Origin of the sequence: Variovorax boronicumulans (genome assembly GCF_009811375.1) — a bacterium.
Taxonomy (GTDB): Bacteria; Pseudomonadota; Gammaproteobacteria; order Burkholderiales; family Burkholderiaceae_C; genus Variovorax; species Variovorax boronicumulans.
Window position 1 is genome coordinate 144,719 of record NZ_BKDH01000001.1, and the last position, 25,501, is coordinate 170,219.

The 25,501-nt window shown below is 70.0% G+C and carries 23 protein-coding genes; 8 read left to right on the plus strand and 15 right to left on the minus strand.

Translation table 11 applies throughout. The features are described 5' to 3' along the window. Window positions 1-39: 39 nt before the first annotated feature. The 9 genes from VHAB30_RS00730 to VHAB30_RS00770 all read right to left on the minus strand — a co-directional run bounded on the left by VHAB30_RS00730 (window position 40) and on the right by VHAB30_RS00770 (window position 10,621). Entirely contained in the window at window positions 40-1,050 is a 1,011-nt protein-coding gene (locus tag VHAB30_RS00730; RefSeq protein WP_159275473.1) for a YeiH family protein, read from the minus strand. A 7-nt stretch (window positions 1,051-1,057) separates the two neighbouring features. Then, window positions 1,058-2,029 carry a quinone oxidoreductase family protein gene (locus VHAB30_RS00735; RefSeq protein WP_159275474.1) on the minus strand — a complete coding sequence of 324 codons (972 nt, stop codon included), beginning with the start codon at window positions 2,027-2,029 and terminating at the stop codon, window positions 1,058-1,060. Window positions 2,030-2,066: 37 nt separating this feature from the next. Further along, window positions 2,067-2,624 (minus strand): RBBP9/YdeN family alpha/beta hydrolase, encoded by a 558-nt coding sequence (locus VHAB30_RS00740; RefSeq protein ID WP_159275475.1) that lies wholly within the window; start codon window positions 2,622-2,624, stop codon window positions 2,067-2,069. A gap of 14 nt (window positions 2,625-2,638) precedes the next feature. After that, complete coding sequence (locus VHAB30_RS00745; RefSeq protein WP_070062061.1) at window positions 2,639-3,622, minus strand: tripartite tricarboxylate transporter substrate binding protein; 984 nt, start codon at window positions 3,620-3,622, stop codon at window positions 2,639-2,641. A 42-nt stretch (window positions 3,623-3,664) separates the two neighbouring features. Further along, window positions 3,665-4,723 carry a BKACE family enzyme gene (locus VHAB30_RS00750; RefSeq protein WP_062482971.1) on the minus strand — a complete coding sequence of 353 codons (1,059 nt, stop codon included), beginning with the start codon at window positions 4,721-4,723 and terminating at the stop codon, window positions 3,665-3,667. Between the two features lie 55 nt (window positions 4,724-4,778). Then, a complete protein-coding gene (locus VHAB30_RS00755) occupies window positions 4,779-5,627 on the minus strand; it encodes a TauD/TfdA dioxygenase family protein (RefSeq protein ID WP_159278246.1) in 849 nt (282 codons plus the stop codon). A 224-nt stretch (window positions 5,628-5,851) separates the two neighbouring features. Next, window positions 5,852-8,548 (minus strand): helix-turn-helix transcriptional regulator, encoded by a 2,697-nt coding sequence (locus VHAB30_RS00760; protein ID WP_159275476.1) that lies wholly within the window; start codon window positions 8,546-8,548, stop codon window positions 5,852-5,854. A 46-nt stretch (window positions 8,549-8,594) separates the two neighbouring features. Next, window positions 8,595-9,626 carry an AraC family transcriptional regulator gene (locus VHAB30_RS00765; RefSeq protein ID WP_159275477.1) on the minus strand — a complete coding sequence of 344 codons (1,032 nt, stop codon included), beginning with the start codon at window positions 9,624-9,626 and terminating at the stop codon, window positions 8,595-8,597. 23 nt (window positions 9,627-9,649) lie between these two features. Then, a complete protein-coding gene (locus VHAB30_RS00770) occupies window positions 9,650-10,621 on the minus strand; it encodes a quinone oxidoreductase family protein (RefSeq protein WP_159275478.1) in 972 nt (323 codons plus the stop codon). 196 nt (window positions 10,622-10,817) lie between these two features. On the opposite strand from VHAB30_RS00770, the gene VHAB30_RS00775 reads away from it, so the two are divergent. The 3 genes from VHAB30_RS00775 to VHAB30_RS00785 are packed head-to-tail and all read left to right on the plus strand — an operon-like array spanning window position 10,818 to window position 13,772. Next, the gene (locus VHAB30_RS00775) at window positions 10,818-11,789 is read left to right on the plus strand and encodes a Bug family tripartite tricarboxylate transporter substrate binding protein (RefSeq protein WP_159275479.1); all 972 of its coding nucleotides are present in this window, start codon (window positions 10,818-10,820) and stop codon (window positions 11,787-11,789) included. A gap of 31 nt (window positions 11,790-11,820) precedes the next feature. Beyond that, a complete protein-coding gene (locus VHAB30_RS00780) occupies window positions 11,821-12,663 on the plus strand; it encodes a TauD/TfdA dioxygenase family protein (RefSeq protein WP_159273050.1) in 843 nt (280 codons plus the stop codon). 50 nt (window positions 12,664-12,713) lie between these two features. Then, complete coding sequence (locus tag VHAB30_RS00785; RefSeq protein ID WP_070062068.1) at window positions 12,714-13,772, plus strand: BKACE family enzyme; 1,059 nt, start codon at window positions 12,714-12,716, stop codon at window positions 13,770-13,772. A 94-nt stretch (window positions 13,773-13,866) separates the two neighbouring features. Here VHAB30_RS00785 and VHAB30_RS00790 read toward each other — a convergent pair whose 3' ends face one another. After that, the gene (locus VHAB30_RS00790) at window positions 13,867-14,907 is read right to left on the minus strand and encodes an AraC family transcriptional regulator (protein ID WP_159275480.1); all 1,041 of its coding nucleotides are present in this window, start codon (window positions 14,905-14,907) and stop codon (window positions 13,867-13,869) included. A 25-nt stretch (window positions 14,908-14,932) separates the two neighbouring features. Beyond that, window positions 14,933-15,913, minus strand: coding sequence for a Bug family tripartite tricarboxylate transporter substrate binding protein (locus VHAB30_RS00795; protein ID WP_159275481.1), 981 nt, complete (start codon window positions 15,911-15,913; stop codon window positions 14,933-14,935). Window positions 15,914-16,150: 237 nt separating this feature from the next. Here VHAB30_RS00795 and VHAB30_RS00800 point away from each other — a divergent pair, with 237 nt between their 5' ends. The 4 genes from VHAB30_RS00800 to VHAB30_RS00815 all read left to right on the plus strand — a co-directional run bounded on the left by VHAB30_RS00800 (window position 16,151) and on the right by VHAB30_RS00815 (window position 20,241). Then, on the plus strand, window positions 16,151-17,209 hold the full coding sequence (locus VHAB30_RS00800) for a BKACE family enzyme (RefSeq protein ID WP_139702525.1): 1,059 nt from the start codon (window positions 16,151-16,153) through the stop codon (window positions 17,207-17,209). A 112-nt stretch (window positions 17,210-17,321) separates the two neighbouring features. Beyond that, the gene (locus tag VHAB30_RS00805) at window positions 17,322-18,476 is read left to right on the plus strand and encodes an aromatic ring-hydroxylating oxygenase subunit alpha (protein ID WP_159275482.1); all 1,155 of its coding nucleotides are present in this window, start codon (window positions 17,322-17,324) and stop codon (window positions 18,474-18,476) included. Between the two features lie 130 nt (window positions 18,477-18,606). Next, complete coding sequence (locus tag VHAB30_RS00810) at window positions 18,607-19,212, plus strand: TetR/AcrR family transcriptional regulator (RefSeq protein ID WP_095948777.1); 606 nt, start codon at window positions 18,607-18,609, stop codon at window positions 19,210-19,212. Between the two features lie 51 nt (window positions 19,213-19,263). Continuing rightward, window positions 19,264-20,241, plus strand: a complete 978-nt coding sequence (locus tag VHAB30_RS00815) for an NAD(P)H-dependent flavin oxidoreductase (RefSeq protein ID WP_062477251.1) — start codon at window positions 19,264-19,266, stop codon at window positions 20,239-20,241. A 4-nt stretch (window positions 20,242-20,245) separates the two neighbouring features. Here the strand turns inward: VHAB30_RS00815 and VHAB30_RS00820 are convergent, their stop codons facing one another. Genes VHAB30_RS00820 through VHAB30_RS00835 form a run of 4 tightly spaced genes read right to left on the minus strand, consistent with a single transcriptional unit; the run spans window position 20,246 to window position 24,414 of the window. Further along, on the minus strand, window positions 20,246-20,773 hold the full coding sequence (locus VHAB30_RS00820; protein ID WP_159275483.1) for a Csu type fimbrial protein: 528 nt from the start codon (window positions 20,771-20,773) through the stop codon (window positions 20,246-20,248). Next, complete coding sequence (locus VHAB30_RS00825) at window positions 20,743-23,064, minus strand: fimbria/pilus outer membrane usher protein (RefSeq protein WP_159275484.1); 2,322 nt, start codon at window positions 23,062-23,064, stop codon at window positions 20,743-20,745. The genes VHAB30_RS00820 and VHAB30_RS00825 overlap by 31 nt, the downstream gene beginning before the upstream one ends. A gap of 1 nt (window position 23,065) precedes the next feature. Then, window positions 23,066-23,875: a fimbrial biogenesis chaperone gene (locus VHAB30_RS00830; protein ID WP_159275485.1), complete on the minus strand. Its 810-nt coding sequence runs from the start codon at window positions 23,873-23,875 to the stop codon at window positions 23,066-23,068. An 8-nt stretch (window positions 23,876-23,883) separates the two neighbouring features. After that, window positions 23,884-24,414: a Csu type fimbrial protein gene (locus VHAB30_RS00835; RefSeq protein WP_070062075.1), complete on the minus strand. Its 531-nt coding sequence runs from the start codon at window positions 24,412-24,414 to the stop codon at window positions 23,884-23,886. Window positions 24,415-24,811: 397 nt separating this feature from the next. Here VHAB30_RS00835 and VHAB30_RS00840 point away from each other — a divergent pair, with 397 nt between their 5' ends. Beyond that, the gene (locus VHAB30_RS00840; RefSeq protein ID WP_062477265.1) at window positions 24,812-25,501 is read left to right on the plus strand and encodes an EAL domain-containing protein; all 690 of its coding nucleotides are present in this window, start codon (window positions 24,812-24,814) and stop codon (window positions 25,499-25,501) included.

Genomic DNA, 25,501 nt, shown 5'->3' on the forward strand with positions numbered 1-25,501 from the left:
GTTGTAGGTGTGTGTCGTCGTCGGGATTCGAAACGCGTGTCAGGGCGCCCAGCGCAGCAGCGCGAGCACCAGCGCGGCGATGAAGACGGTTTCACCGACCATCAGCACCACCGGCTTGAGGCCCACGTCGACCAGCTCGCGCAGCTGCGTCTTCATGCCGATGCCGGCCATGGCCGCCACCAGGAACCAGCGCGACAGGTCGCTGCCCGCGGTGGTGAGCACGGGCGGCAGCCAGCCCGTGCTGTTGAGTGCCACCAGCGCGGCGAAGGCCACCGCGAACCACGGCAGCAGCGGCGGGCGCTGGCCGCCCACGGCCTTGCCGGTGGCGCGCGTGAACATCACGGCGAACAGGATCACCGGCAGCAGCGCCGCCACGCGCATCAGCTTGACCAGCGTGGCCGTGTCGCCCGTGGCCTGCGACATGCCGTAGCCCGCGCCCACCACCTGCGCCACGTCGTGGATGGTGGCGCCCAGGAACACGCCGGCCGTGTGTTCGTCCATGCCGAGGGCGCGCGCGATCAGGGGGTAGGCGATCATCGTGAGCGTCGACAGCGCCGACACGCCCACCACCGTGAACAGCGTGGCGCGTTCCTTCAGCGGATGCGGCGGCAGCGCCGCGGCCAGCGCCAGCGCGGCCGAGGCGCCGCAGATCGCGGTGGCGCCGCCGCTGAGCAGGCCGAACAGCACGTTGAAGCCCATCAGCCGCGCCACGACCATCGACACGCCGATGGTCAGCACCAGCGACACCGCCACCAGCAGTACGGGGTGCCAGCCCAGCGCCACCACCTGCGCGGCCGTGATGCGCAGCCCGAGCAGCGCCACGCCCCAGCGCAGCACGTGGCGCGCGGTGAACTCGATGCCGGGCTTGCACGGGCCCTCGGCCGAAAGAAAGTTCATCGCCATGCCGAGGATGAGCGCGAACAGCATCACCGGCGCACCGTAGTGCTGCGACAAGAAGGTGGACGCGGCGGCGACCACCGCGCAGGCGAGCACGCCCGGAAAGAGCAGGCGGCCGCGCGCCGGCCATGCGGCGACAGACAAGGCGGTCATGAAAACCTCAGGGCACGAGCACGGTGGCGCCGGTGGTCTTGCGGCCTTCGAGCGCGCGGTGCGCTTCGGCCGCGTCGGCCAGTGCGAAGCTCTGCTGAGGCTCGCTCACGATGCGGCCGGCCAGCACGTGGTCGAACAGCTCGTCGGCCATGCTGAGCATGTGCGGGCGCGGATGGATGTAATGCACCATCGCGGGCCGCGTGAGCCAGATCGAGCCCTTGGCCGCCAGGACCTGCGAATCGACGACCACGGCGCCCGACGAGGTGCCGTTGCTCACCAAAGTGCCGCGCGGCTGCAGGCAGTTGAGCGAAGCCTCGAGCGTGTCTTTCCCCACCGAGTCGTAGACCACGGGCACGCCCTTGCCGTCGGTGATCTCGCGCACGCGCTGGGCGATGTTCTCGCGCGAAGTCACGATGGTGTGCGTGCAGCCGTTGGCCTTGGCGACCGCAGCCTTCTCGTCGGTGCTCACGGTGCCGATCATCGTGACGCCCATGGCGCGTGCCCACTGGCAGGCGATGAGGCCGACACCGCCTGCGGCTGCGTGGTACAGGATCGTCTCGCCACCCTTCAGTGGATAGACCTGCCGGAACAGGTACTGCGCCGTCATGCCCTTCATCATCAGCGTGGCGGCCGTGCGGTCCGAGATGCCATCGGGCAGCGGGATCAACACATCGGCCGGCATCACACGCACCTGCGAGTACGCCCCCTGCGGCCCGATGAGGTAGCCCACGCGATCGCCCACGCGGATGTCGGTCACGCCCGGCCCCACGGCTTCGACCACACCCACAGCATCGGAACCGAGCCCGTTGGGCAGTGCGAGCGGATAGCGCCCGGTGCGGAAATAGATGTCGATGAAGTTGACCGCGATGAGGCTGTGGCGCACGCGCGCCTGGCCGGGGCCGGGCTCGCCGACCTCGACGTGTTCGAGCTTGAGCACGTCGGCGCTGCCGGTCTCGTGGAAGCGGATGGCTTGGACCATGGGAATTTCTTTCGGTAGGAAGGGCGGGCAGAAAGGCTCAGTCCGCCGAGAGTTCGTCGATGAAGGCCTGCGCGCCCGGCCATTCGCCGTAGCCCGAAGCGGGGTTGAGGTGGCCGACCTCGCCGAGGTCGACCAGGCGGCTGCCCCAGCCCTGCGCCATCTGCACCACGCGATCGAAGGGCGCCAGCGGGTCGTTGCGGCTGGCCGCCACGATGCTCGGGAACGGCAGCGGCCCGGTCGGCACCGGCAGCCAGCCGCCGGCGCGCAAGGCCTCGACGCTGGGGTAGCCCTCGGGCATCGGCCGCTCGAAGTCGGGCGGCGTGGCCAGCAGCGCGCCGCGCACCGGCCGGCGCGTGCGCTGCGCCCAGTGCGCCAGCATCACGACGCCGCCGCTGTGCGCCACGACGACCAGCGGCCCCTCGACCGCCTGCGCCTCGCGCTCGATGGCCGCCACGCGCGCGGCGCAGTCGAGGTCGTCGCGGCCCATGGGCGGCACCGCGCGCACGCGCGGCAGGCGTGCGGCGAGCAGGGTCTGCCAGTGGCTGGCGACGGCGTCGCGCAGGCCGGGAACGATGAGGACGGTGGGAGCGGTCATGTCGGCCTGCGCCCTCACTGGTTGAGCTGGATGTTGTAGGTCTTGACGATCCGCGCGTTGCGCTCGTACTCGTCATGCGTGATCTTCGCGAGCTGCTCGGGGCTCTCGCTGGTCATCGGCACGAAGTTCTGCGCGATGAGCCGCTCCCGCACCTTCGGCGAGGAGGCGGCCTTCGTGAGGACCGCATTGATCCGCTTCACGAGGTCGTCGGGCATCTTTGCCGACACGATGGCGCCGGCCCAGTTCGAGAAGTCGATCTCGTCGAAGCCCTGCTCGGCCATCGTGGGCACGTCCGGCAGCTGCGCCAGCCGGGTCTTGGCCCCGACCCCGAAGACCTTCACCTTGCCGGCCTTGATCAGCGGCAGCGACGTGACGATGCCGTCGAACAGGATGTCGACCTGGCTGCCCATCAGGTTCTGCAGCGCCGGCGGCGAGCCCGGGAACGGCACGTGCTGCAGGTCCAGCCCCGCCTTGCGGGCAAAGATGGCGCCGGCGTAGTGCGAGCTGGTGCCCGCGGAGTACGAGGCGTAGCTGCCCGGGCTGCCCTTGCCGGTCTTCAGGTAGGCGATAAGGCCTTTCAGGTCGTTGGCTGGCACCGACGGCGCGCTCACCAGCACCATCGCCGAGCGCGCCACCATGGTCACCGGCTTCACGTCCTTGACCGGGTCGAAGCTGGTCTTCATCACCAGCGGAATCTCGGTGAGGATGTTGCTGACCATGAACATGATGGTCTGCCCGTCGGGCGGCGCGCTGTTGAGCGCCTGCACCCCGATGGCGCCACCGGCGCCCGGCTTGTTGTCGACGATCACCGGTTGCCCGATCTCGGCCGAAATGGCGTCGGACAACACGCGGGCCACGACGTCCATGGTGCCGCCCGCGGGCGCCGGCACCACGATCCGCACCGGCTTGGTGGTCCAGGCATGGGCGAGCAGGGGCGCGGCGGCCAGGGCGGCTGCCCAGGGCTTCAGGCGGCGAAGGATGTTGTGGGTTTTTTTCATCGCGATGTCTCCAGGTGTTCTGGTGCCGGGGGTGGGGGGTGCTCAGGCCGCCTTGCGCAGGAAGCCCTGCTGCGCGCCGTTGCGGTTCGGCGCGAAGCCGTTGGCGGCCAGCGATTCCTCGACGGTGTCGTAGAACACGCCGATCTTGGAAATCTCGCGCGCCTGCTTGGCGGTGGCGATGGGGCGGCCGAATTGGCGCGAGATGGCCACCAGCTGCTCGACCTGCGCCACCGTGCCCATCTTGGCGGAGCGCGACTGGTTCCAGAGGTTGTCCTCGATGCCGCAGCGCACGTGCAGGCCCATGGCAATGCCCATCATGTTCACCGGCAGCACGTTGCGCATGGAGCTTTCCACCGTGAGCACCGCGCCGTCGGGCACGGCGCGCACGAAGTTGGCCAGGCTGTAGATGTTGGGCACGTCCATGCCGCCGCCGATGGCCACCCAGTTCATGACCAGCGGGCCCTTGTAGACGCCGCGGCGCATCAGCCGCTCGACCGAGTCGAAGCTGTTGATGTTGTAGCACTGGAAGGCACTCTGGATGCCGGCCTTGGTGAGGCGGCGGATGTGCTCTTCGGCCCAGCCCGGCTGCGCGGGCACGGTCATTTCCTTGTAGGCGCGGTAGACCTCGGGGTCTTCCATCGAGGTGCCCCGGGTGTCGGCGTCGTCCCAGTGCTCGACCACGTTCATCTGCGAGGTGTTGATGGTCACCGTCACCTGGTCGGGCGTGGGCTCCAGCTCGGCCAGCATGTGGCGCGTGTCGTCGCTCAGCCACTTGGCCGCGGCACCCTCGCTCTCGGGTGCGAAGCTGATCGAGCCGCCCACCTGGATGATCATTTCGGGCACGGCCTTGCGCACGCCAGCGATCAGCTCGTTGAACTTCGACAGCCGCTTGCTGCCCTTGCCGTCGAGTTCGCGCACGTGCAGGTGCAGCACGGTGGCGCCGGCGTTGTAGCAATCGACCGCCTTCTGGATCTGCTGCTCCATGGTGACGGGAATGTCTTCCGGAAAGTCGGCGGGCACCCACGACGGTGCGTAGGGCGCGGCGGTGATGACCAGCGGCTGCTGGTTTTCGGGGAACAGATGGCCGTCGAGAAAGTTCATGGCAGGACCTCGGGAGAAAGGAAGAAGGAAGGGAGAGGGCGCAGGACGTGCCCGCTCAGAAGACCGCGTCGCCGACGATGCCGGCGCGTTCCATCTTTCGATGGCAGGGCGGGTAGTCCATGACCGCGTAGTGCTGGGTCGATCGGTTGTCCCACATGGCCACGTCGCCCGGCTGCCAGCGCCAGCGCACCTGGTACTCGGGGATCTGCACCTGGCTCACGAGGTAGGCCAGCAGCAGGGCGGCGCCGGGCTGGTAGTCCTGCCCGTAGCGCACGTTGGCCGGCGTGTGGAAGTTGGTGAAGTGGGTCGTGAAGCCGTTGACGAACAGGATCTTCTCGCCCGTGTCGGGGTGCGTGCGCACCACCGGGTGCTCGGCATCGGGAAACTGGGCCTTCAGCGCCAGGCGCTTCTCGATCGGCATCGCGGCGCCGAAGGTGGCCTCGATGCTGTGGCGCGCGCGCAGCCCGGCGATCTGCTGCTGGATGTGCGCGGGCAGCTTCTCGAAGGCCAGCGCCATGTTGGCCCACATGGTGTCGCCACCCACCGGCGGGCACTCGACGCAACGCAGCACGCAGCCGAAGGGCGGCTTCTCGCGCCAGGTGGCGTCGGTGTGCCAGCTGTTCTCGTAGCGGTCGACCGGCGTTTCGGGGTTCTTGTAGATGCGCACCAGGCCCGGGTGCTCGGGGTCGCTGCCGACCACGGGGTGGTCCTCGAGCTCGCCGAAGTGGCGGGCGAAGGCGACGTGCTCGGCGCGCGTGAGTTCCTGCTGGCGGAAGAACAGCACCTTGTGCTGCACCAGCAGTGCGCGGATCTCGGCCGCCAGGCCGGCGTCGCGCGAGGCTTCGGCCAGCGACACGTGGCGCAGCTCGGCGCCGATGGCGCAGGTCACGGGGTGGACCTGGATGCCGCGCGTGTGCACGGCGGGGGCCCCGTTCGAGAGGCCTGGCTGGATCGTGGAACCCATTGTCTTGTCTCCTGTGCCGGTCGGGGAGTGCCGCTGTGTCTTTGCGGCGGTGACCGTGCTGGAAGCAAGAATAGGTCGGGGCCCCTGCGCGCGCCCCCTCCTCGCAGGAGGGGGAGACGGCCCTGGAGGGGAGGGAGAAACCCTCGGTGCCTGGCTGCGAGCCCTCAGTGCCCGGCGGCGAGCAGCCCCAGGATGCGCGCGCGTTGCACCACCTGCGTGCGCGTGCCGGCGTCGAGCTTGGCGAACAGGTTCTTCACATGCCACTTGACGGTGGTCTCGCCCACCTGCATGGCGCGCCCGATTTCCTTGTTCGACAGGTTGCGCGCCAGCAGCACCAGCACCTCGCCCTCCTTGGGCGTGAGCACGGCGCCGGGCGACGCTGGTGTTGCCGGCGCGGGTGCCGGCGGCACGGCGGGCGCAAGGGGCGCGACCGCGATCTCGGCCTGCGCGCCCTCGGCCGCCAACGTGCCGACCCAGGCACCCAGCTCGGGGTGCGCGTCGGAGAACACGCGCTGCAGCCCGTAGGCGCGCGCCAGGTCCATGGCCTCGCGCAGCAGCGCCTGCGCCGGCTGGCCGCAGCGCTCCAGCGCCAGCGCGCGCAGGCCCAGCAGCTCGATGTGCAGGCCGCCCTGCTTGCGCTGGCGCGCCTGTTCGTCGGCACGCGCCAGCTTCGCGAGGGCGTCGGGCCAGTCGCGCGCGGCGATGGCCGCGTGGGCGCGCGCCACGTCGCGCAATGCTTCCACGCTGCGCCGCCACAGCGGGCCCTGCGGCAGCGCGGGGTCGGCCAGTTGCGCGTCGATGCGCTCGCACAGTTCGCGGCAGGTCTGGGCGCGGTGGCGCTGCGCATGCAGGCGCACCTGCTCGGCCAGGCTGGCGATGCGCAACCGCGGCAGGCGCCGCGCGGCGCCGGCCGCGTCCAGCGCGTCCAGCAGTTCCAGCGCGCGGTGCTCGGCGCCTTCGGCCGCCGCGATGCGCGCCGCCGTGCGGTAGGCCTGCAGCAGCGATTCGGGCAGGCCACTGTGCTCCAGCACGTCGAGGCGGTCGGCCAGCAGCGTGGCGGCGTCGCCCGGCAGGTCGCGCTCCCAGGCCACCGACGCGAGCAGCGCGGCCAGGTTGCAGCTGAAGCGGTGGCGCCGACCCATCTCGGCCTCGGCGCCGGCCACGGCGGGGCGCAGCAGCTGCTCGGCCAGCAGCACCTGGCCTTCCCACGCATAGCTCAGGCCGATGACCAGCTCGCTCCAGCGCCGGATGTAGTCGACGCCGTGGCCCGGGTGCCCGCGCAGGGCCTGCTGCTGGCGCAGGCGCGCGAGCGCCGGCTCGCCCTCGAGCAGCGCGCGGTAGGCCATGCGATTGGCATGCGACTGCAGCAGCAGCGGGTCGGTCAGCGGCACGGCCTCGGTCCAGGGCGCGTGCAGTTCGACGAAGCGGTCGGGGTCGTCCGCGAACACGGCGGCGCCGCCGAGGATCAGTGCGCATTCGCAGCGCAGCGCGTCGCTCACATCGGGTTGCGCCAGGATGCGCGCCACGAAGCGGCCGGCTTCTTCATGCCGCTCGCTCGATGCCAGCGTCCATGCCGCGGCCAGCAGCAGGCGCGGGCGGCGGTCGAGTTCGTCGGCCGGCATCTGCGCCATCCATTCGAGCACCGTGGCCTGCCGGCCGCGCCGCATGAGCGATTCGTACAGGCTGCGCTCCGCGAGCTCGTAGGCGGTCTGGTGCTGGCCCGCGCTCAGCGCGTGGTGGGCGGCCTCGTCGAGCAGCTCGTGCGCGGCCAGCCACTGCGCCGCGCGCGCATGCGCCGCCACCTGCTCGGCGGCGTCGAGCGCGGCAAAACGCTGGCGCAGCACGTCGCGCGCCAGCGCATGCATGCGCAGCCACTCGCCCCCTTCGGCGGCGGCGAACACCGGCGTGTCGTTGCTCAGCCGCGCCAGCCGCGCCGCGGCGTCGTCGACGCCGGAGACCGCGCGGCACAGCTCGGGGTGCAGCAGGTCGAGCACGGCGATGCGGGCCAGGAAGTCGCGGTCGTCGGGGTCGAGGTTGACCAGCAGCAGCCGCACCAGCTCGCCCTGCAGCTCACCAGCGGCGGCCGTCATGTCGCCCAGCACCGTGTGCGCGGCGTGCGCGTCGGCCCCGCGCGCGATGATGGTCGTGGCCAGCTGCAGGCCCAGCGGCCAGCCTTCGGTCAGCTCGTGCAGCCGGGCGGCGGTGTTGCGGTCGACGCGCGCGCCGAAGCGCGCCTGCACCAGCTGCAGCGTCTCGTCGAGGCTGAACTTCAGCAGCGCCGGGCCGATCTCCACGCACTGCCCGTAGGCCACGAGGTCCTCGATGTCGAGCCGGCCGTCGGGGCGCGTGGCAATGAGCGTGCGCACGTTGGGCGGCGCGTTGCGCAGCAGGTAGGCCAGCGCCTCGCGCGAGGCCGGCGGCAGGCGGTCGGCCTCGTCGATGACCAGCACCACGGTCAAGGCCGCCTGCGCCAGCTCGGCCAGCAGCGCCGTGACGCTGCCGAGCGTGCCGGGCCGGTCGTCCTGGAACAGGCTGCGCCCGAACGCGGGGCGCCCCATGGCGACGCGCAGCGCCAGCGCCAGGCTCTGCACCAGCCGGCCCGGGTCGTCCTGGCTCTGCGCCGAGACCCAGCCGACCGGCACGCCCAGGCCCAGGTACTCCAGCCGCCATTGCGCCAGCAGCGAGGTCTTGCCGAAACCCGAGGGCGCCTGCACCACGCACACCGCGTGGTCGCGCAGCGCGTCGGCGCTCGACAGGAGCCGCGCGCGCGAGACCAGGTGACGCGGGACACGGGGCGGCGTCACCTTGAGCAGCAGGTCGCGCGGGGCGCCGCTCGCATCGGGGGGCGGGAAAGTGGCCAAGGCTCGTTCGTGCTCGTGGAGGGAAGAACGGGCCCGATTCTCCACGTCAATCGCGCGAGGCCGAAGCGCGGCGCGGCGCCCCCCGCCGCGCGCGGCTGGCCTTCGCGCTGCAGCCGTACTGCGCATGGAACCAGCGCGACAGCCCGCTGGGCGCGCAGAAGCCCAGCAGGCCCGCGACCTCGGCCAGCGGGCGGTCGCCCTCCAGCACATGGCGCACGGCGAGCTCCTTGCGCACGTCGTTGACGATGGCCGAGAAGCTCTGGCCGTCGTCCGCCAGCCGGCGCTGGATCGTGCGGCATTCCACGCCCACGTGCGCCGACACCTGCGCGATGCTGCAGCGCCCGCTGGGCAGGAGCAGCAGCACCGCGCGCCGCACGTCGCCCGGCAGCGCGTCGCCGGGCGCAGGCGCTGCCGCGTCGAGCAGTTGCCGCGCATAGCGCGCCATGGCCGGGTCGGCCGCGGGGTTGGGCGCGTCCAGGTCGTCGCGCGCGCAGACGATGCCGTGGAAGTCCTGGTCGAAGGCGACGGCCGCGCCCAGCACGCGGTGGTGCGTGCGCAGGTCGCGCGGCGCGGGGTGCGCCAGGCACACGCGCCGGGGCTGCCAGTCGGTGCCGAGAAACTGCCGCAGCAGGCGCAGCATCACGCCCAGCGCCAGTTCGATGCGCTGGCGCGTGGCGCGGTGCGCCTTGCCGGGCTGCACTTCCTCGCGGATGACCACCACCTGGCCGAAGGCCTCGACCATCAGCGACAGCGAGCCGTTGAGCAGCGGCTGGTAGCGCATCAGCACGTCGAGCGAATCGCGCAGCGTCGGCTGCTCGCGCACCAGCAGGCCGACGGCCCCGAGGTTCGACAGCCGCCGCCCCTCGGCCATGCACAGCCCGAAGCTGTCGTTGCCCGAACGCTCGGCCGAAGCCTGCAGCAGCGCGGCGACGCGGTCGACCGGGATCATCAGGTCGGGCTCGTCCAGCACGCGGGGGCTCAGGCCGGCGTCCAGGAGCATGCGGGTCGGGTCGAGGCCGCTGGCGCGGGCGACTTCGCGGTAGTGGGTGAGGCTTGCCGCGCGGACCAGGGAGGACATCGCAAGTCCGCACGTGGCAGTTCTCAGGGCACGAGCACAGTGGCGCCGGTGGTCTTGCGGCCTTCGAGCGCGCGGTGCGCCTCGGCCGCGTCGGCCAGTGCGAAGCTCTGCTGGGGCTCGCTCACGATGCGGCCGGCCAGCACGTGGTCGAACAGTTCGTCGGCCATCGACAGCATGTGCGGGCGCGGGTGGATGTAGTGCACCATCGCCGGCCGCGTGAGCCAGATCGAGCCCTTCGCCGCCAGCAGCTTGGTGTCGAGGACCACGGCGCCAGAAGACGTGCCGTTGCTCACGAGCGTGCCGCGCGGCTGCAGGCAATCGAGCGAGGCCTCCAGCGTGTCTTTCCCCACCGAGTCGTAAACGACGGGAACGCCCTTGCCGTCGGTGATCTCGCGCACGCGCTGGGCGATGTTCTCGCGCGAGGTCACGATGGTGTGGGTGCAGCCGTTGGCCTTGGCGACGGCGGCCTTCTCGTCGGTGCTGACGGTGCCGATCATCGTGACGCCCATCGCCCGCGCCCACTGGCAAGCGATGAGGCCAACACCACCCGCGGCTGCGTGGTACAGGATCGTCTCGCCACCCTTGAGCGGATAGACCTGCCGGAACAGGTACTGCGCCGTCATGCCCTTCATCATCAGCGTGGCGGCGGTACGGTCCGAGATGCCGTCGGGCAGCGGGATCAACACATCGGCGGGCATCACACGCACTTGCGAATACGCCCCCTGCGGCCCGATGAGGTAGCCCACACGATCACCCACGCGGATGTCGGTCACACCCGGCCCCACGGCCTCGACCACGCCCACGGCATCGGAACCGAGCCCGTTGGGCAGCGCCAGCGGATAGCGCCCGGTGCGGAAATAGATGTCGATGAAGTTGACGGCGATGAGGCTGTGGCGCACGCGCGCCTGGCCCGGGCCGGGCTCGCCGACCTCGACGTGTTCGAGCTTGAGCACGTCGGCGCTGCCGGTCTCGTGGAAGCGGATGGCCTGGTTCATGGTGCGTCTCCTGGGGTGTGTGGGGCTGTATGGAACGGATTCTTGCGGCGCGTGGCGGCGGCGGGAAGCGTGGTCTTGGCGATGTCCCAAATTGGCAAATCGATGCCCCAATAAAGCAAGAAATGCGGGCGGGGTGCGCCGGATACTGACGGCATCGGCCCACCGAGGCCTGCAAGACAACAACCGGAGACACCCCATGAAACTGCTGCAATTTGGACGCGCCGCCGCCGTGGCGCTGGTCGGATGCTCGATGGCCCTCGGGGCCTGGGCGCTGGGCGACAAGCCCGTCAAGCTCATCGTTCCCGCGCCGCCGGGCGGCACGATGGACATCGTGGCCCGCGTCGTCGGGCAGCAGATGGCGCTGGACATCGGTCGCCCCGTGATCGTCGAGAACCGACCCGGCGCGGGCGGCTCCATCGGCCTGCAGGCCATGCTGCAGGCACCGGCCGACGGCAACACCATCGTGATGGCCGCGAGCAACGTGCTGGCCGAGACACCGCAGGTCGTGAAGATGCCCTTCGATCCGCTGAAGGACGTGGTGCCCATCGGCTCGGTGGCACGCTCGGGCGTGGTGCTCGTCACGGCCGCGAACTTCCCGGCCAAGGACTTCCAGGGCCTCGTCGCCGAGCTGAAGACGCGCAAGGGCAAGGCCAGCTTCGCCAGCTACAGCCCCGGCACCGTGTCGCAGTACGCGGGCCTCATCCTCAGCGACCGTGCCGGGCTCGACCTGCAGCACATCGGCTACCCCGGCTCGCCGCCTGCGCTGCAGGACCTGCTGGGCGGCCAGGTCGACCTGATGTTCGACGGCATGCTCACCTCGATGCCGCTCATCAAGGCCGGCAAGCTGCGCCCCTATGCCTTCACCGGCAAGACCCGCTCGCGCTTCCTGCCCGACTTGCCCACCACCACCGAGCTGGGCTACCCCGACCTGCAGTTCCGCGGCTGGGTCGGCTTCATCGGTTCGGCCAAGCTGCCGGCCGACGTGATGGCCAGGCTCCATGCCGCGATCGAGAAGGCCGGCCAGGCGCCCGCCGTGCAACAGAAGCTGCTCGACGTGGGCCTGGAGCCCGAGCTCAGCGTCGACACGCCCGCGCTCATCGCCGAGACCCGCGCGCTGTCCGAGCGCAACGCCGCCATCGTCAAGAAGTACCGCATCCAGGCGAACTGAGCGGCACGCGCCATTCCATCGGAGACCTCTCATGAAGATCAGACCCCTCACACCGTCCATCGGCGCCGAAATCTCGGACGTCCATTTGGGCGAGGCCTCGCGCGACCCCGAGTGCTTTGCGTCGATCCGCGCCGCGTTGCTCAAGCACAAGGTGCTTTTCTTTCGCGGCCAGGACATCGAGCGCGCCGAGCACGTCGCCTTCGCACGCTGCTTCGGCGAACTGGAAGACCACCCCGTGGTCGGCAGCGACCCCGAGCACCCGGGCCTCGTGCGCATCTACCGCAGCGACAACAAGCACAGCTACGAGAACACCTACCACTGCGACGGCCTGTGGCGCCAGAGCCCCGCCATGGGCGCGGTGCTGCGCTGCATCGAGTGCCCCGAGGTCGGCGGCGACACCATCTGGGTGAACATGGTGCAGGCGCACGACGAGCTGCCCGACGAGATCAAGCACAAGATCGGCAAGCTGCGCGCCAAGGCCAGCATCGAGCATTCGTTCGGCGCCGTGATGCCGATGGAAGCGCGCCTCAAGCTGGGCCAGGACCATCCGCCCGTGGAGCACCCCGTGGTGCGCACGCACCCCGAGACCGGCGAGAAGGTGCTCTACGTGGGCAGCTTCACCACCCACTTCGTGAACTACAGCACCCCCGAAAACGTGCGTCACGGCATCGACAAGACACCGGGCGCGGCGCTGCTGCTGAACTACCTGCTCAGCCGCGCCACCATTCCCGAGTACCAGGTGCGCTGGTCGTGGCAGCCGGGCGACGTGGTCGTCTGGGACAACCGCAGCACGCAGCACTACGCGCTGAACGACTACTGGCCCGCGCCGCGAAAGATGGAACGCGCGGGCATCGTCGGCGACGTGCCGTACTGAACATCGCCGCCGCATCCGCCCCCCGCCTCGCCACCTGACAGACGCACGCCATGAACTTCCTCGACGGCCACCTCTTTCCCGAAAACCAGCAGCCGCTGATCATCACCGCCGCGCCCTATGCACCGGGCTGGCTGCCTTCCGACTTCCCGGGCGAGATCCCGGTCACGATGGAAGAGCAGATCCAGAAGGCGGTCGACTGCTACAACGCCGGCGCCACCGTGCTGCACCTGCACGTGCGCGAGCTCGACGGCAAGGGCAGCAAGCGCCTCTCGAAGTTCAACGAGCTGATCGCCGGCGTGCGCGCGCGTGTGCCCGAGATGATCATCCAGGTCGGCGGCTCGATCAGCTTCGCCCCCGAAAGCGAAGGCGCCGCCGCCAAGTGGCTGAGCGACGACACGCGCCACATGCTGGCCGAACTGGAGCCCACGCCCGACCAGGTGACGGTGACGGTCAACACCTCGCAGATGAACGTCACGGAGCACGCCGAGCTGGCGGACTTCAAGGGCACCTCGCGCGAGATCCCGGCCATCTTCGAGGCCTACAAGGAGATGACGGTGCCGGCGCAGCCGGGCTGGGTCGAGGAGCACATCCGCCGCCTCACCAAGGCGGGCATCCAGAGCGCCTTCCAGTGCTACAACATCAACAGCTTCGAGTCGGTCGAACGGCTCATGCGGCGCGGCGTCTACAAGGGCCCGCTGGTGATGAACTGGGTGGCGATCAGCGGCGGCATGGACGCGCCGAACATCTACAACCTGGCCAACTTCGTGCGCGCCGTGCCCGACGGCGCCGTGCTCACGGTGGAAAGCTCGGTGCGCAACGTGCTGCCGGTGAACATGATGGGCATCGCCATGGGCCTGCACGTGCGCTGCGGCACCGAGGACGTGCTGTGGAACCAGACGCGCACCGCCAAGATCGGCACGGTGGCGCAGATCGAGCAGCTGGTGGCCATCTCGCGCCAGTTCGGCCGCCCCATCGCCACGGCGCAGCAGGCGCGCGAGATCTCGAAGATTGGCGTGTTCTACGAGACGGCCGAAGAATCGCTCGCCGCCAACGGCTTCGCGCCGAACCGCAACGGGGGCAACCAGGGCTTCCTGCGCAAGGCGGCCTGAGAAGAAAGACGATGGCGATGACGAGGCGTTTCACGCGCGCCGCCTGGTGCCTGCTGGAGGGCATCGCGCATGCCCTGCGCCACGAAGACCTGGTTCAGAACGCGCGCACCGCGCCCTGAGCCACCGCGCCGGCCGTCTGCTTGCTCCATTGCGAGGCGCTGCAGCCGAAGTGGTGGCGGAACCAGTGGCTGAAGCTGCTGGGCCCCGAAAACCCCAGCAGCTCGGCCACCTCGCTCAGCGGCAGGTCGCTGTCGCGCAGGTGGCGCTTCACGAGGTCGGAGCGCACGTCGTCGAGCAGGCGGCTGAAGGTGAGGCCTTCGGCCTCGAGCCGGCGGTGCAGCGTGCGGCGGTCCACGCGCAGGTGCCGCGCCACTTCCTGCGCGGTGCAGCCACCGCCGGGCATGAGCGCCAGGATGAGTTCGCGGCAGGCTTCGCGCGTGCTCTCGCCGCGGTCTTTCAGTGCGGCTTCGAGGTACTCGCGCGCGAAACGCGCCACGCCCTGGTCGCCCGATTCGCGTGGCTTGCGCAGGTCGGCCGCCAGGCACACGAGGCCGTTGAAATCCTGGTTGAACTTGACGTGGCGGCCGAAGAAGGCGCGGTGCGCCGCCATGTCCGCCGGCGGGCGGTGCGTGAAGCACACCTGCTGCGGGCGCCACTGCGGATCGATGAGCTCGCCGAGGATGCGGAACATGATGCCCACGGCCAGCTCCATCGACTGGCGCATCGGCAGTCCGGGGCTGGGCAGCAGGTCTTCCTGGATGATGACCATGTCGCCCGTGTCCTCGAGGCGAAAGCTCAGCGAGGCGTTCACCAGCTTCAGGTAGCGGCCCAGCGTGTCGAGCGCGTCGCGCGGCGTGGGCTCTTCCTTGAGCACGACGCTGATGGGGCCCAGCGCCGAGAGCTTGCGCTGCGCCGCCAGCCGCAGCGCGAAATCTTCGGTGCGCGTGGCGCGCGCGGTGATCTCGAGCAGCTCGCGCACGGCGTCGCCCGGGATCAGCGTCTCGGGGTGCTCGAGCAGCTGCGCCTTCAGCCCCACGGTGCGCATGAAGGCATGCGGGTCGCGGCCGAGCGACTGCACCAGCTCCACGTAGCCGCTGAGGCTCGCGCTGCGCATCAGTCGACCGAGGTGCTTCATGGTGGCTGTGGGAAGGGCCCCGTGTTCACTCGGGGCTGATCTTGAGTTGCAGTTTCTCGATGATGGCCCGATTGTGGGCGGTCGTGGCGTCCAGCGTCTGGCGCAGCTGCTGCAGCGACATCTCTCGGGGCGGATCGTAATTCTGCGCGAGCAGCGCCTCGCGGAACTTCGGCGCCTGCACGGCCCGGGCCACCTCGGCGCGGATTTTCTCCTGCAGCGCCGGCGGCATGCTGCTGAGCACGAACACGCCCACGCTCGCGTCGGGCATCACGAAGTCGGGCAGGCCCAGCTCGCCGAAGGTGGGCACGTCGGGCAGGAAGCGCGAGCGTTTCGACGACGCCACGGCCAGCGCCTTGATCTTGCCGCTGCGGATCAGCGAAGTGACGTTGCTCACCACCTCGAAGGTCAGCTGCACCTGGTTGCCCATGAGGTCGACCAGCGCCGGCGCCGAGCCCTTGTACGGCACCACGAGGATGTCGTTGCCGCTGCGCGCGCGCAGCATCTCGCCCAGCAGGTTGGAGCGCGTGCCCGTGCTCAGGTTGGCCACGCTGACCGAGCGCGGATGCGCCTTGGCATGTGCCAGCAGGTCGTTCACCGTGTTCGGCGGGAAGCCGGCGTTGGCCACCAGCACATGGAACATGCCCGTCACCTCGCCGACGTAGGTGAAGGTCTTCAGCGGGTCGAAGGGCGTCTTCACCGTGAGCGGAATGTCGGACAGCACGCTCGACGGCCCGACCATCAGCGTGTAGCCGTCGGCCGGCGCGGCGATCAGCGCGCGCTCGGCAATGACGGCGGAGCCGCCCGGCTTGTTGTCCACCAGCACGGTCTGGCCGAGGTTCGTGCGCAGCTGTTCGGCGAGCAGCCGCGCCGCCGCGTCGGAGATGCCGCCCGGCGGCGCGGGAACGATCAGCCGGAGGGGCTTGTCAGGCCAGGCCTGGGCCGAGGCCGTGCCGCAGCACAGCGCGGCCAGGAAGAGAAGGGAGGCTCGCAGCAGATGCAGACACATGGTTCGTCCTCAGGTGGAAGAGACAAGAAGGGCGTGCGGATTCTGTGGCGCCACCGCTGCTGGATGCTTGGCGCCACGCGTCGGCCACTTACCGGATCGCGACAGCGAACCCTGTCTTTGCACGCGCCGTTCCAATGCCCCAGAAAGACAAAACCGCGCCCCCGATGAGCAAGAAGTTTTCGCAGCTGCGCCAGAAACTTTGGCTGCAAGCGCAACCTTTTCACCGGAGACAACCCCATGAACTTCCTCGACGGCCACCTGTATCCCGAGAACCAGCAGCCCCTGATCATCACGGCCGCGCCCTATGCACCGGGCTGGATTCCCGCCGACTTTCCGGAAGACATTCCGGTCACGATGGAAGAGCAGATCCAGAAGGCGGTCGACTGCTACGAGGCCGGCGCCACCGTGCTGCACCTGCACGTGCGCGAGGCCAACGGCAAGGGCAGCAAGCGCCTGTCGATGTTCAACGAACTGATCGCCGGCGTGCGCGCGCGCGTGCCCGAGATGATCATCCAGGTGGGCGGCTCCATCAGCTTCGCGCCCGAGGACGACGGCGCCGCCGCCAAGTGGCTCAGCGACGACACGCGCCACATGCTGGCCGAGCTCACGCCCAGGCCCGACCAGGTCACGGTGACCGTCAACACCACGCAGATGAACGTGACCGAGCACGCGGGGCTGGACGACTTCAAGGGCCTGTCGCGCGGCGACCCGCGGCTGTATTCGACGTACCGGGACATGATCGTTCCCTCGAACCCCAGCTGGGTGGAAGAGCACATCCGCCGCCTCACGGCCGCGGGCATCCAGAGCGAGTTCCAGTGCTACAACATCAACAGCTTCGAGACCATCGAACGCATGATCCGCCGCGGCGTCTACAAGGGCCCGCTGGTGATGAACTGGGTGGCCATCAGCGGCGGCATGGACCAGGCCAACATCTACAACCTGGCCAACTTCCTGCGCGCCGCACCCGACGGCGCGGTGGTCACCGTGGAGAGCTCGGTGCTCAACGTGCTGCCCGTGAACATGATCGGCATCGCCCTGGGCCTGCACGTGCGCTGCGGCATCGAGGACGTGCTGTGGAACCAGACCCGCACCGGCAAGATGAGCTCGGTCGAGCAGATCAAGCAGCTCGTGCGCATCGCGACCGAGTTCGGCCGCCCCATCGCCACCGCACAGCAGGCGCGCGAGATCATGAAGATCGGCGTGTTCTACGAAACCACCGAAGAGACGCTGCAGGCCAACGGCTTCGCGCCCAACCGCAATGGGGCGCAGCAGGGCTTCCTGCGCAAGCCGGCCTGATACCGCTTCCACCGCTGTCTCGGGGGCGGTTGACGTACCGACTGGTCAGTCGGTAGACTGGGCTGATCGCGCAGCTCGCCGGGCTGCATCGCATCGAACCGAAAGCCCCCCGATGAGCGAGAACTTCGCAGCCGAACTCCATCGCCGAGCGACCACGGCCCTGCAGGCCGGGCGCGCCGACGCGCAAGGGGAGGGCGACCGCGTGCCGGTCGGCCAGTACACCGACGAGGCCATCGCACGCGACGAGCGGCGGCTGCTGCAGCGGCATCCGCAGCCGGTGGCCGCCAGCGCCTCGCTCGCCTCGCCGGGCGCGTGGCTGTCGCTCACGCACACCGGCGTGCCGCTGCTGCTGGTGCGCCAGGAGAACGGGCAGGCGCAGGCCTTTCTCAACGTGTGCCGCCACCGCGGCGCGCGCGTGGTGCCCGAAGGCAGCGGCAGCGAGGCGCGTGCCTTCGTCTGCCCGTACCACGCATGGACCTACAAGCCCGACGGCGCCTTGCGCGGCGTGCCCGAATCCTTCGGCTTTCCCTGCCTGAAGCAGGACGAGTCGGGCCTGCGCCGGCTGGCCACGGTCGAGCGCGCGGGCGTGGTCTGGGTCGTGTGCGATCCGTCGCAGGCGGACAGCGACCCCGGTGCGCACTTGGGCGCGCTCATGGACAACCTCGAGTCGCTGGCCGGGCTGCGCGCGCCCGTGGCCTATGCGCCACGCACGTACGAGGTCGCAGCCAACTGGAAGCTGCTGGTCGACGGTTCCTTCGAGGCCTACCACTTCAAGGTGGCACACCGCGAGACCATCGCCCACATGTTCCTGCACAACCTGCAGGTGATCGACGAGTTCGACCTGAACCGGCGCCTGTACCTGCTCAAGGCGAAGTTCCAGGAGCACCGGCCCGATGCGGCCGGTTTCGATCCGCGCCGCTACGGCAACCTGACCTACTTCTTCTTTCCCAACACGACCATCCTGGTGCAGCCCGACCACGCGCAGCTCAGCATGCTGGAGCCGCTGGGCGCCACGCGCACGCGCGTGCACGAGCTCACGCTGATTCCCGAGGCGCCGGCCTCGGAGAAGGCGACCGCGCACTGGGACGCCAACGTCGCGCTGTACCGGCGCACGCTCGCGGAAGACTACGCGCTGGCCGAGTCGATCCAGGCCGGGCTGGCGTCGGGCGCGAACGACGCGCTCAGCTTCGGCACCTTCGAGTACAGCGCACCGCGTTTCCATGCGCAGCTCGCGCAGCAGGTGGCGGCCATGCCGGCCACACGCTGACGCGCGAGGGTGTCGCGCGTGCAACAACCAGACCACAAGACACAAGAAAGAATGGCGCGCATCGCGTCTGATCGCCGGTCGCGTCTTCGCGGCATGCGCTCGTCTGCGTGACGCAATCCAGAACCGCCCGATGGCCACCCTTGCCCCTTCCCGTAAAGAAACGATCCTCGCGCGCGCCGAGCAGCACTTTGCCGACCACGGCTTCCAGGGCGCGTCGTTGTCGGCCATCGCGCGCGACTGCGAGGTCGGCAACCCGGGGCTGCTGCATCACTTCCCGAGCAAGGAGGTGCTGTACCGTGCCGTGCTCGAAAAGCAGGCCGAGGACCTGACGGCGCGCATCTGCAAGCGCGTCGAGGCGGCCCCCGACCTGCCTGCGCGGCTGCAGGCCTTCGTCGCGCTGCAGGTCGAGTGGATGCACGCGCGGCCCACGGGCTTCAAGCTGGTCACGCGCGAACTGCTCGACAACGCCGAGCGCATCCAGCATGCGCAGACCCGGCCGCTCGAAGGCTTCCTGCAAGCCAGCCTGGGCCTGGTGGCCGCGGCGCAGGCGGCCGGCCTCGTGCGCGACGACCTGTCGGCCGTGGTGGTGCTCACGCTCATCTTCGGCACGCTGAACTACGCAAAGATGGCACGACCCACGTTCGCGAAGACCTTTGCCGAGCCTGCGCTGAAGAGCGACACGGCCTGGATGAAGGCGATGGCGCGCGACGTGCTGCGCGTCATCTCGCCGCCCTGATTTTTTCTTTCTCTCTTTCCTTCCCAGCAACCCCGACCAAAGGACGTTCTCTTGAAAACCCGCATCACCGAACTCTTCGGCATCCGCCACCCCATCATCCAGGGCGGCATGCACTACGTCGGCTTCGCCGAGCTGGCCGCGGCCGTCTCCAACGCCGGTGGCCTGGGCATCATCACGGGCCTCACGCAGAAGACGCCCGAGCTGCTGGCGCGCGAGATCGCGCGCTGCCACGAGATGACCGACAAGCCCTTCGGCGTGAACCTCACCTTCCTGCCGACCTTTGCCTCGCCGCCGTACCCCGAGTACATCGCGGCCATCGTCGAAGGCGGCATCAAGGCCGTGGAAACCGCGGGCCGCAGCCCCGAGGCCTACATGCCGGCGCTGAAGGCCGCGGGCATCAAGGTGATCCACAAGTGCACCTCGGTGCGCCACGCGCTCAAGGCCGAGCGCATCGGCTGCGACGCCGTGAGCGTCGACGGCTTCGAGTGCGGCGGCCACCCCGGCGAGGACGACGTGCCCAACATGATCCTGCTGCCGCGCGCGGCCGAGGAACTGAAGATCCCGTTCGTCGCCTCGGGCGGCATGGCCGACGGCCGCAGCCTCGTGGCCGCGCTCGCGCTGGGCGCCGAGGGCATGAACATGGGCACGCGCTTCATCGCGACCAAGGAAGCGCCGGTGCACGCCAACGTGAAGCAGGCCATCGTCAACGCCTCGGAGCTCGACACGCGCCTGATCATGCGTTCGCTGCGCAACACCGAGCGCGTGATCAACAACGCGGGCGTGGAGCGCCTCATGGAGATCGAGCGCGCCAAGGGCGACGCGCTGAAGATCGACGACATCATGGACCAGGTCGCCGGCATCTACCCGAAGGTGATGACCGAGGGCCACATGGACGCCGGCGCCTGGAGCTGCGGCATGGTGGCCGGGTTGATCCACGACGTGCCCAGCTGCGCCGAGCTCATCGACCGCATCATGGCGCAGGCTGACGAGCTCATCGCCAAGCGCCTGGCGGGCATGCTGCGCGGCTGAGCTTTCAGTAGGTCACCGTCACGGTGATCGTGCTGCTGTAGGGGCCCGGCGCCACGTACTGGCCGGGCGGAATGCGGCCGTAGACGGTGTAGTTTTTCGACACCGTCGTGCCCAGCACGGAGGCCGTGATGTTGTAGCTGTCCGAGACGTTGCTGGCGTTCCAGACAGTACCGTGCGTGTTGGAGGTGTAGAGGTTGTAGCCCAGCGGCGTGCTGCTGACCGGGCCCACCATCTGCCGGCTGGTGATGGCGCCGGCCGAGCCCGCGTCGAGGCCGATCGTGTAGGACAGGTTCACCAGCAGGGCGACCAGGGAAGTGACCTTGCCGACGACGGTGATGGTCGTGGTGTTGTCCTTGGGCGTTGCAACGGCGGGATCGTAGTTGCCGAAGGCCAATGGCGTTGCTGCAGTGACCGTGACAGTGCAGGTGAACACTCCCAGGCCCGTGCACGCGGCCCGCGACGCGCCCGGGGCCAGCAGCCCCGCCAGCGCCAGCACGACCGTCAGCGCGGGGACGAGGACACGGGTTCGCATCGGTAGGGGCCCATTGAAGGCAAGGCGCCGGCGGCGCGGTCGGGCGCGCCGAGCGTGAAGCGGCAATGCCCGCGCTTCCATCGCGCCTCGAAGCGTTCGTTCGGCTGCGGGTCGTCGACCGACACCAGCCCGTTGAAGCCCGACAGCAGCGAGGTGCCGCGCGCCGGTCGCATCACGTCGATGCCCGGCGGCAGCGGGCTGCCGTCGGGCAGCAGCACCGTGACGTTCGCGATCGCGTCGCGCGCGATGTCGAAGCTGGCCTGCGCCACGCCCTTGTAGCGCGGCACCACGCGCAGCACGTCGCTGCGCACCTGTGCCTCGATCGGCAGGTCGCCGTTGTCGATGCTGATGTGGTTGGGCTCGTAGGCGCGCAGGCCGGAGACGACGGCGCGGCCTTCGCTGTCGGTGGTGGTCCAGGGCTGGTTCTCGCGGTACACCTTCACGCCGGCGGCGCCGGGCACGGTCACGAGCGCGAAGGCGTCGTCCGACTGGCGGGTGGCAAAGCCCACGCCGCCCGCGAAGCCCACGGCGCCGCTGGCGCGCAGGCGCACCGCGGTCTGGCCCTGGGCGCGCGCAGCTTCGGCCGTCAGCATGCCGTAGCGACCGCGCCAATCGACCGCAGCTTCGCTGCGCGCGTTCTCGCCGTCGGCGGCGCGCAGCCGGTAGCCCCAGCCGGTGTCGTTGGGTGGCTGCTGCACCCACTCGGCCACGGCCGAGTGGCCGCCCGGCTTCTGATGCTGCACCGAGAGCGTGGCGTGCTGGCGCTCGCCGAGCGTGAAGCTGAGGCTGACATTCACCGAGGTGATGGAGCGCTTGCCGTCCTGGCGCGTGTGGGCCACCGAGGTGCCGAGCCAGGCGTTGCCGCCCAGGCCGATCGACCAGCTGGCGGTGGTCACGCCGATGTGCTCGCCGGTGTTGTAGCGCAGCCGCGTGTGGCTCGCGCCCAGCGTGCCGTAGCGGCCCAGCGAGCGGCCTGCGAAGAGCTGGGTCTGCGCGTCGGTGTGCACGGGGCTGTCGTGCCAGGCGATCTGCGTGAAGCCGCGGCTAGCCACCTGGCGGCTCACCGAGAAGTTCCACTCGTCGCTGGTGCGCGTGTAGGCGGCGCGCCAGAGGCGGCCGCTGTCGCCGTCCCTGCTGCGGCTGGCGGCGCCGTGCAGCGAGAGCTCGCCGAGCGTGCCCCAGACCCAGGTCACGCCGGCGCCCGCGGTCTGGCTGCGCGCACTGGCTTCGCCGCGCGCCTCGACGGTCACGCCGTCGTTCACGCCGTGGCGCCAGGTGCCGGCGACGAAGGGCGGGCCGTAGTCGAAGCTGCGCTCGCCGTAGCGCAGGCGCGTCCAGCCGGCTTCGAGCGAGTAGTCGGACAGCCCGGCGCGCAGCAGGTTCGAGCTCACGTAGTAGGGCGTGGTCACGGTGCGCTGCACGCCGAGCGCGTCGGTGACGGCGAAGCGCATCTCGCCCGCGCCGGTGAGCACGGGCACGTCGCTGAGCGCGAAGGGGCCGGCGTCGACACGGCGCTGGTAGCGCAGCGTGTCGTTCACATACACCTCCACCGCCGACGGCACGGCTGCGCCGCCGCGCAATGTCGGCATCGGGTAGCTGATGAAGCCGGGCTGCAAGCCGAAGCGGGTGCCGAACTGCACGCCGCCGAAGCGAAAGGGCGTGGACCATGCGGCGGCCTGCGTGATCGTGTCGCCCACCGTGAGGCGCGTGAGCCGCGCGGGGTCGTCGCGGCGGAAGTAGCTGTCCAGCCGCGTCGTGCCGCGTCCGCCGAACGCGGACTGGCCCGCGACGAGGCTCGTGCCCACCAGGCCCCAGTCGCCCGAGGCCGCCGCATCGAAGTAGCCCGAGGCGCGCGTGCCTTCGCGGTCGTGCTGCAAGGCCAGGTCGTAGTTGAGAAAGGCCCCGAAGGCCGAGGCCGACAGCGGCGGGCGGTCGCCCGCGTGCGCATGCACGGTGCCCAGCGTGAACGCCTCGGCGGGCACGCTCAGGTCCACGCTCTGCGCGCCTTCGTCGAGCTGCAGCTGCGCGCCCGGCAGCGCGCGCAGGTCGTAGTAGTCGGTGCCGTCGCGCTGCAGCGCCGCGGTGGCGGGCCGCACCAGGCGCCAGGCCGCGAAGTCGGGCGCCGATGCGAGCAGCTGGGCGCCGCGCCGCAGCAGCGGGCGCGGTGCGGGCTGGCTCAGGCCGTTGATGCGCACGTCGAGGATCGCGGGCTGCACCTCGCCCGCCATGTCAGCGGGTGACGTCTGTGCGCAGGCCACGCGCAGGCCCAGCCAGCCGCAGCAGACCCACAAGCTAGCGTGGCGTGGCGGGCGCACGGGGCACGCGCACGGTGGCGCTGGACGACGCCTCGGGGGCATCGGTGGCGGCCTCGACCTGCAGCCGGGTGTCGGGCGGCAGGGCGGGCAGTTCGATGTCGATGCCGGCCGACTGCCCGGCCAGCGCGTACTGCGACAGGCTCTTGCGCAGCAGCTCGGTGCCGTCCTCGCGGCGCACCACGAGCTGCGTGACCTGGATGTGTTCGCTGCCCTGGTTGTCGAACACCAGCCGCCAGGCCGTGCCTGCCGTGCCGGTGGCGCGCGCCGAAGGCTGCAGCGACCATTGCAGCGCGCGGCGCAGCTGCAGCGGCGGCACGAAGATCGGCACGCCGATGCGCAGCAGCGTCTGCACCTTCGCGCCCTCGGTGCCGTCCGCCGGCAGGGCCTGGTCGCGCGGCAGCTGGCGCAGGAAGACGCGGTAGCTGCGCTCGCCGGCGTCGGCCGGCACCTGCAGCCCGAGGCGCACGATCTGCCGCCCGCCGGGCGGCAGGCGGAAGATGGCCGGGTTGACCAGCACGTCGCGCGTGGGTTCGTAGGCATCGCGTCCGTCCTGCTGCGACCACGCCACCACCTCGGCCTGCACGGCGACCTCGGTGTCCTCGGCGTTGCCCATGGTGAGCGAGGCGACCGGGCGCTGCGGCGTGAGCACGATGCGCAGCGGCGCCACGCTGAGGCTGGTGGCCGCGGCGGGAGCGGGGGCAAGGGCGGCCAGCAGCAGGCCGGCCCCCCATGCGACTGGCAGCAGGGCGCGACGCATGCCGTGGCGGCCTGCGGTGAAGGCGGTCAACGGCGCCCTCAATAGGTCAGCGAGACCGTGATCGTGTCCGTGTAGTCGATGGCCGGCGCCGCGGTGTACTGCCCCGTGGGAATCAGGCCGTAGATCGTCTGCGTCTGGGGCGTCCCGTTGCCGACGTAGCCGGTGCCGGCGACGCTGTTGTCCCAGTTGGTCTGGTGCGCGCTGTCCTTGAAGAGGCCGTAGCCCAGCGTGTTGTTGCCGGCGGCCGCCGTGGGGCTGGTCATCAGGCGGTTCGTGATCGTTGCGCCCGAGCCGCCGCCCGCGCTTAGGCCGAGCGAGTAGGGCGTGCCGAAGGTGCAGGTCACGTTGAGGCTGGTGGTGCCGGCCAGCGCGGTGGCTGACGCCGGGTCGTACGGCCCGAACGCCAGCGTGGCCGGCGTGGTCATCAGGCAGGCCTTGAGCACCGTGGCCGTGACCTGGAAGGTCGTGGTCGTCGTGACCGCCTGCGCGGGCAGCAATGTCAACAAGGCACCGACGGGCAGCACGGTACGGGCCAGTGTGCGAAGGAGGGAGCGAGGCTGGTGGCGCATCGGACGGGACCTTTCATCGGTGACTGGAAACCCAGGAACGACAGTGAAAACCCACCCACCGTTTCCAGTAGTGGGCGCCCCCTTTCTAACCAATCTCTCCCCGATGGGACATAGGACGCAGCCCTGTCGTCGACAGCTTGCTACAGATTTTTCCGAGGCCGGGAGAGCTCATGAGTGATTTCGGTCTACAGCCTGGGCCGGGCCTAGGTCGGATGTCTTCATGGGGCGCGACCTCTTGTCGGAGGGGGTGGTGCGTGCGGTGTATAGAACCGTTTACATTTACGCTCTTGGGAGTCGCCATCCAACGCCATTGCAACCTTGCCCGCGAGGTCCATCCAACGTGATCGCCGAAATACATGCTGATGCCGCGCCTGCTGGCCTCGCCTCGGGGTTCACCATGGCGTTCCAGCCCATCGTGGACCTGGGCCGGCACGAGATCTATGCGCACGAGGCGCTGGTGCGCGGCCTGTCGGGCGAAGGCGCCGCCGAGGTGCTCGGGCGCGTCGATCCGGTCGACCGCTTCGCCTTCCACGAAGCCTGCCGCGTCAAGGCCATCGAGATCGCCTCGCGGCTGGGCATGAAGTCGCGCCTGAGCCTCAACGTCATGCCCAACGACGTCGCGGGGCAGGCCGAGTGCTTCCGCACCGCCATGGCCGCCGCCAAGCGCTGCAAATTCCCGGTGCGCCAGTTGATGTTCGAGATCACCGAGGGCGAGCGCGTGCGCGACCTGCACGGCCTGGCCGACACCTTCCGCGCCTTCAAGCGCCACGGCTTCACTTCGGCCATCGACGACTTCGGCGCCGCCTACGCGGGCTTCGAGCTGCTGGCCGCGTTCCAGCCCGACGTGGTGAAGATCGACCTGAGCCTGATCCGCGGCATCCATGCCGACCCGGTGCGGCTGACCATCGTGCGGGGCTTCGTCGCCACCTGCGACGAGCTGCGCATCCGCGTGATCGCCGAAGGCGTGGAGGCGCCCGAAGAGGTGCGCGCCTTGCGCGAGATCGGCGTGGAGCTGTTCCAGGGCTACCTGTTCGCGCGGCCGGCCATCGCCACGCTGCCGGCGGTGGCGTGGGACGCCGCCGCCTGA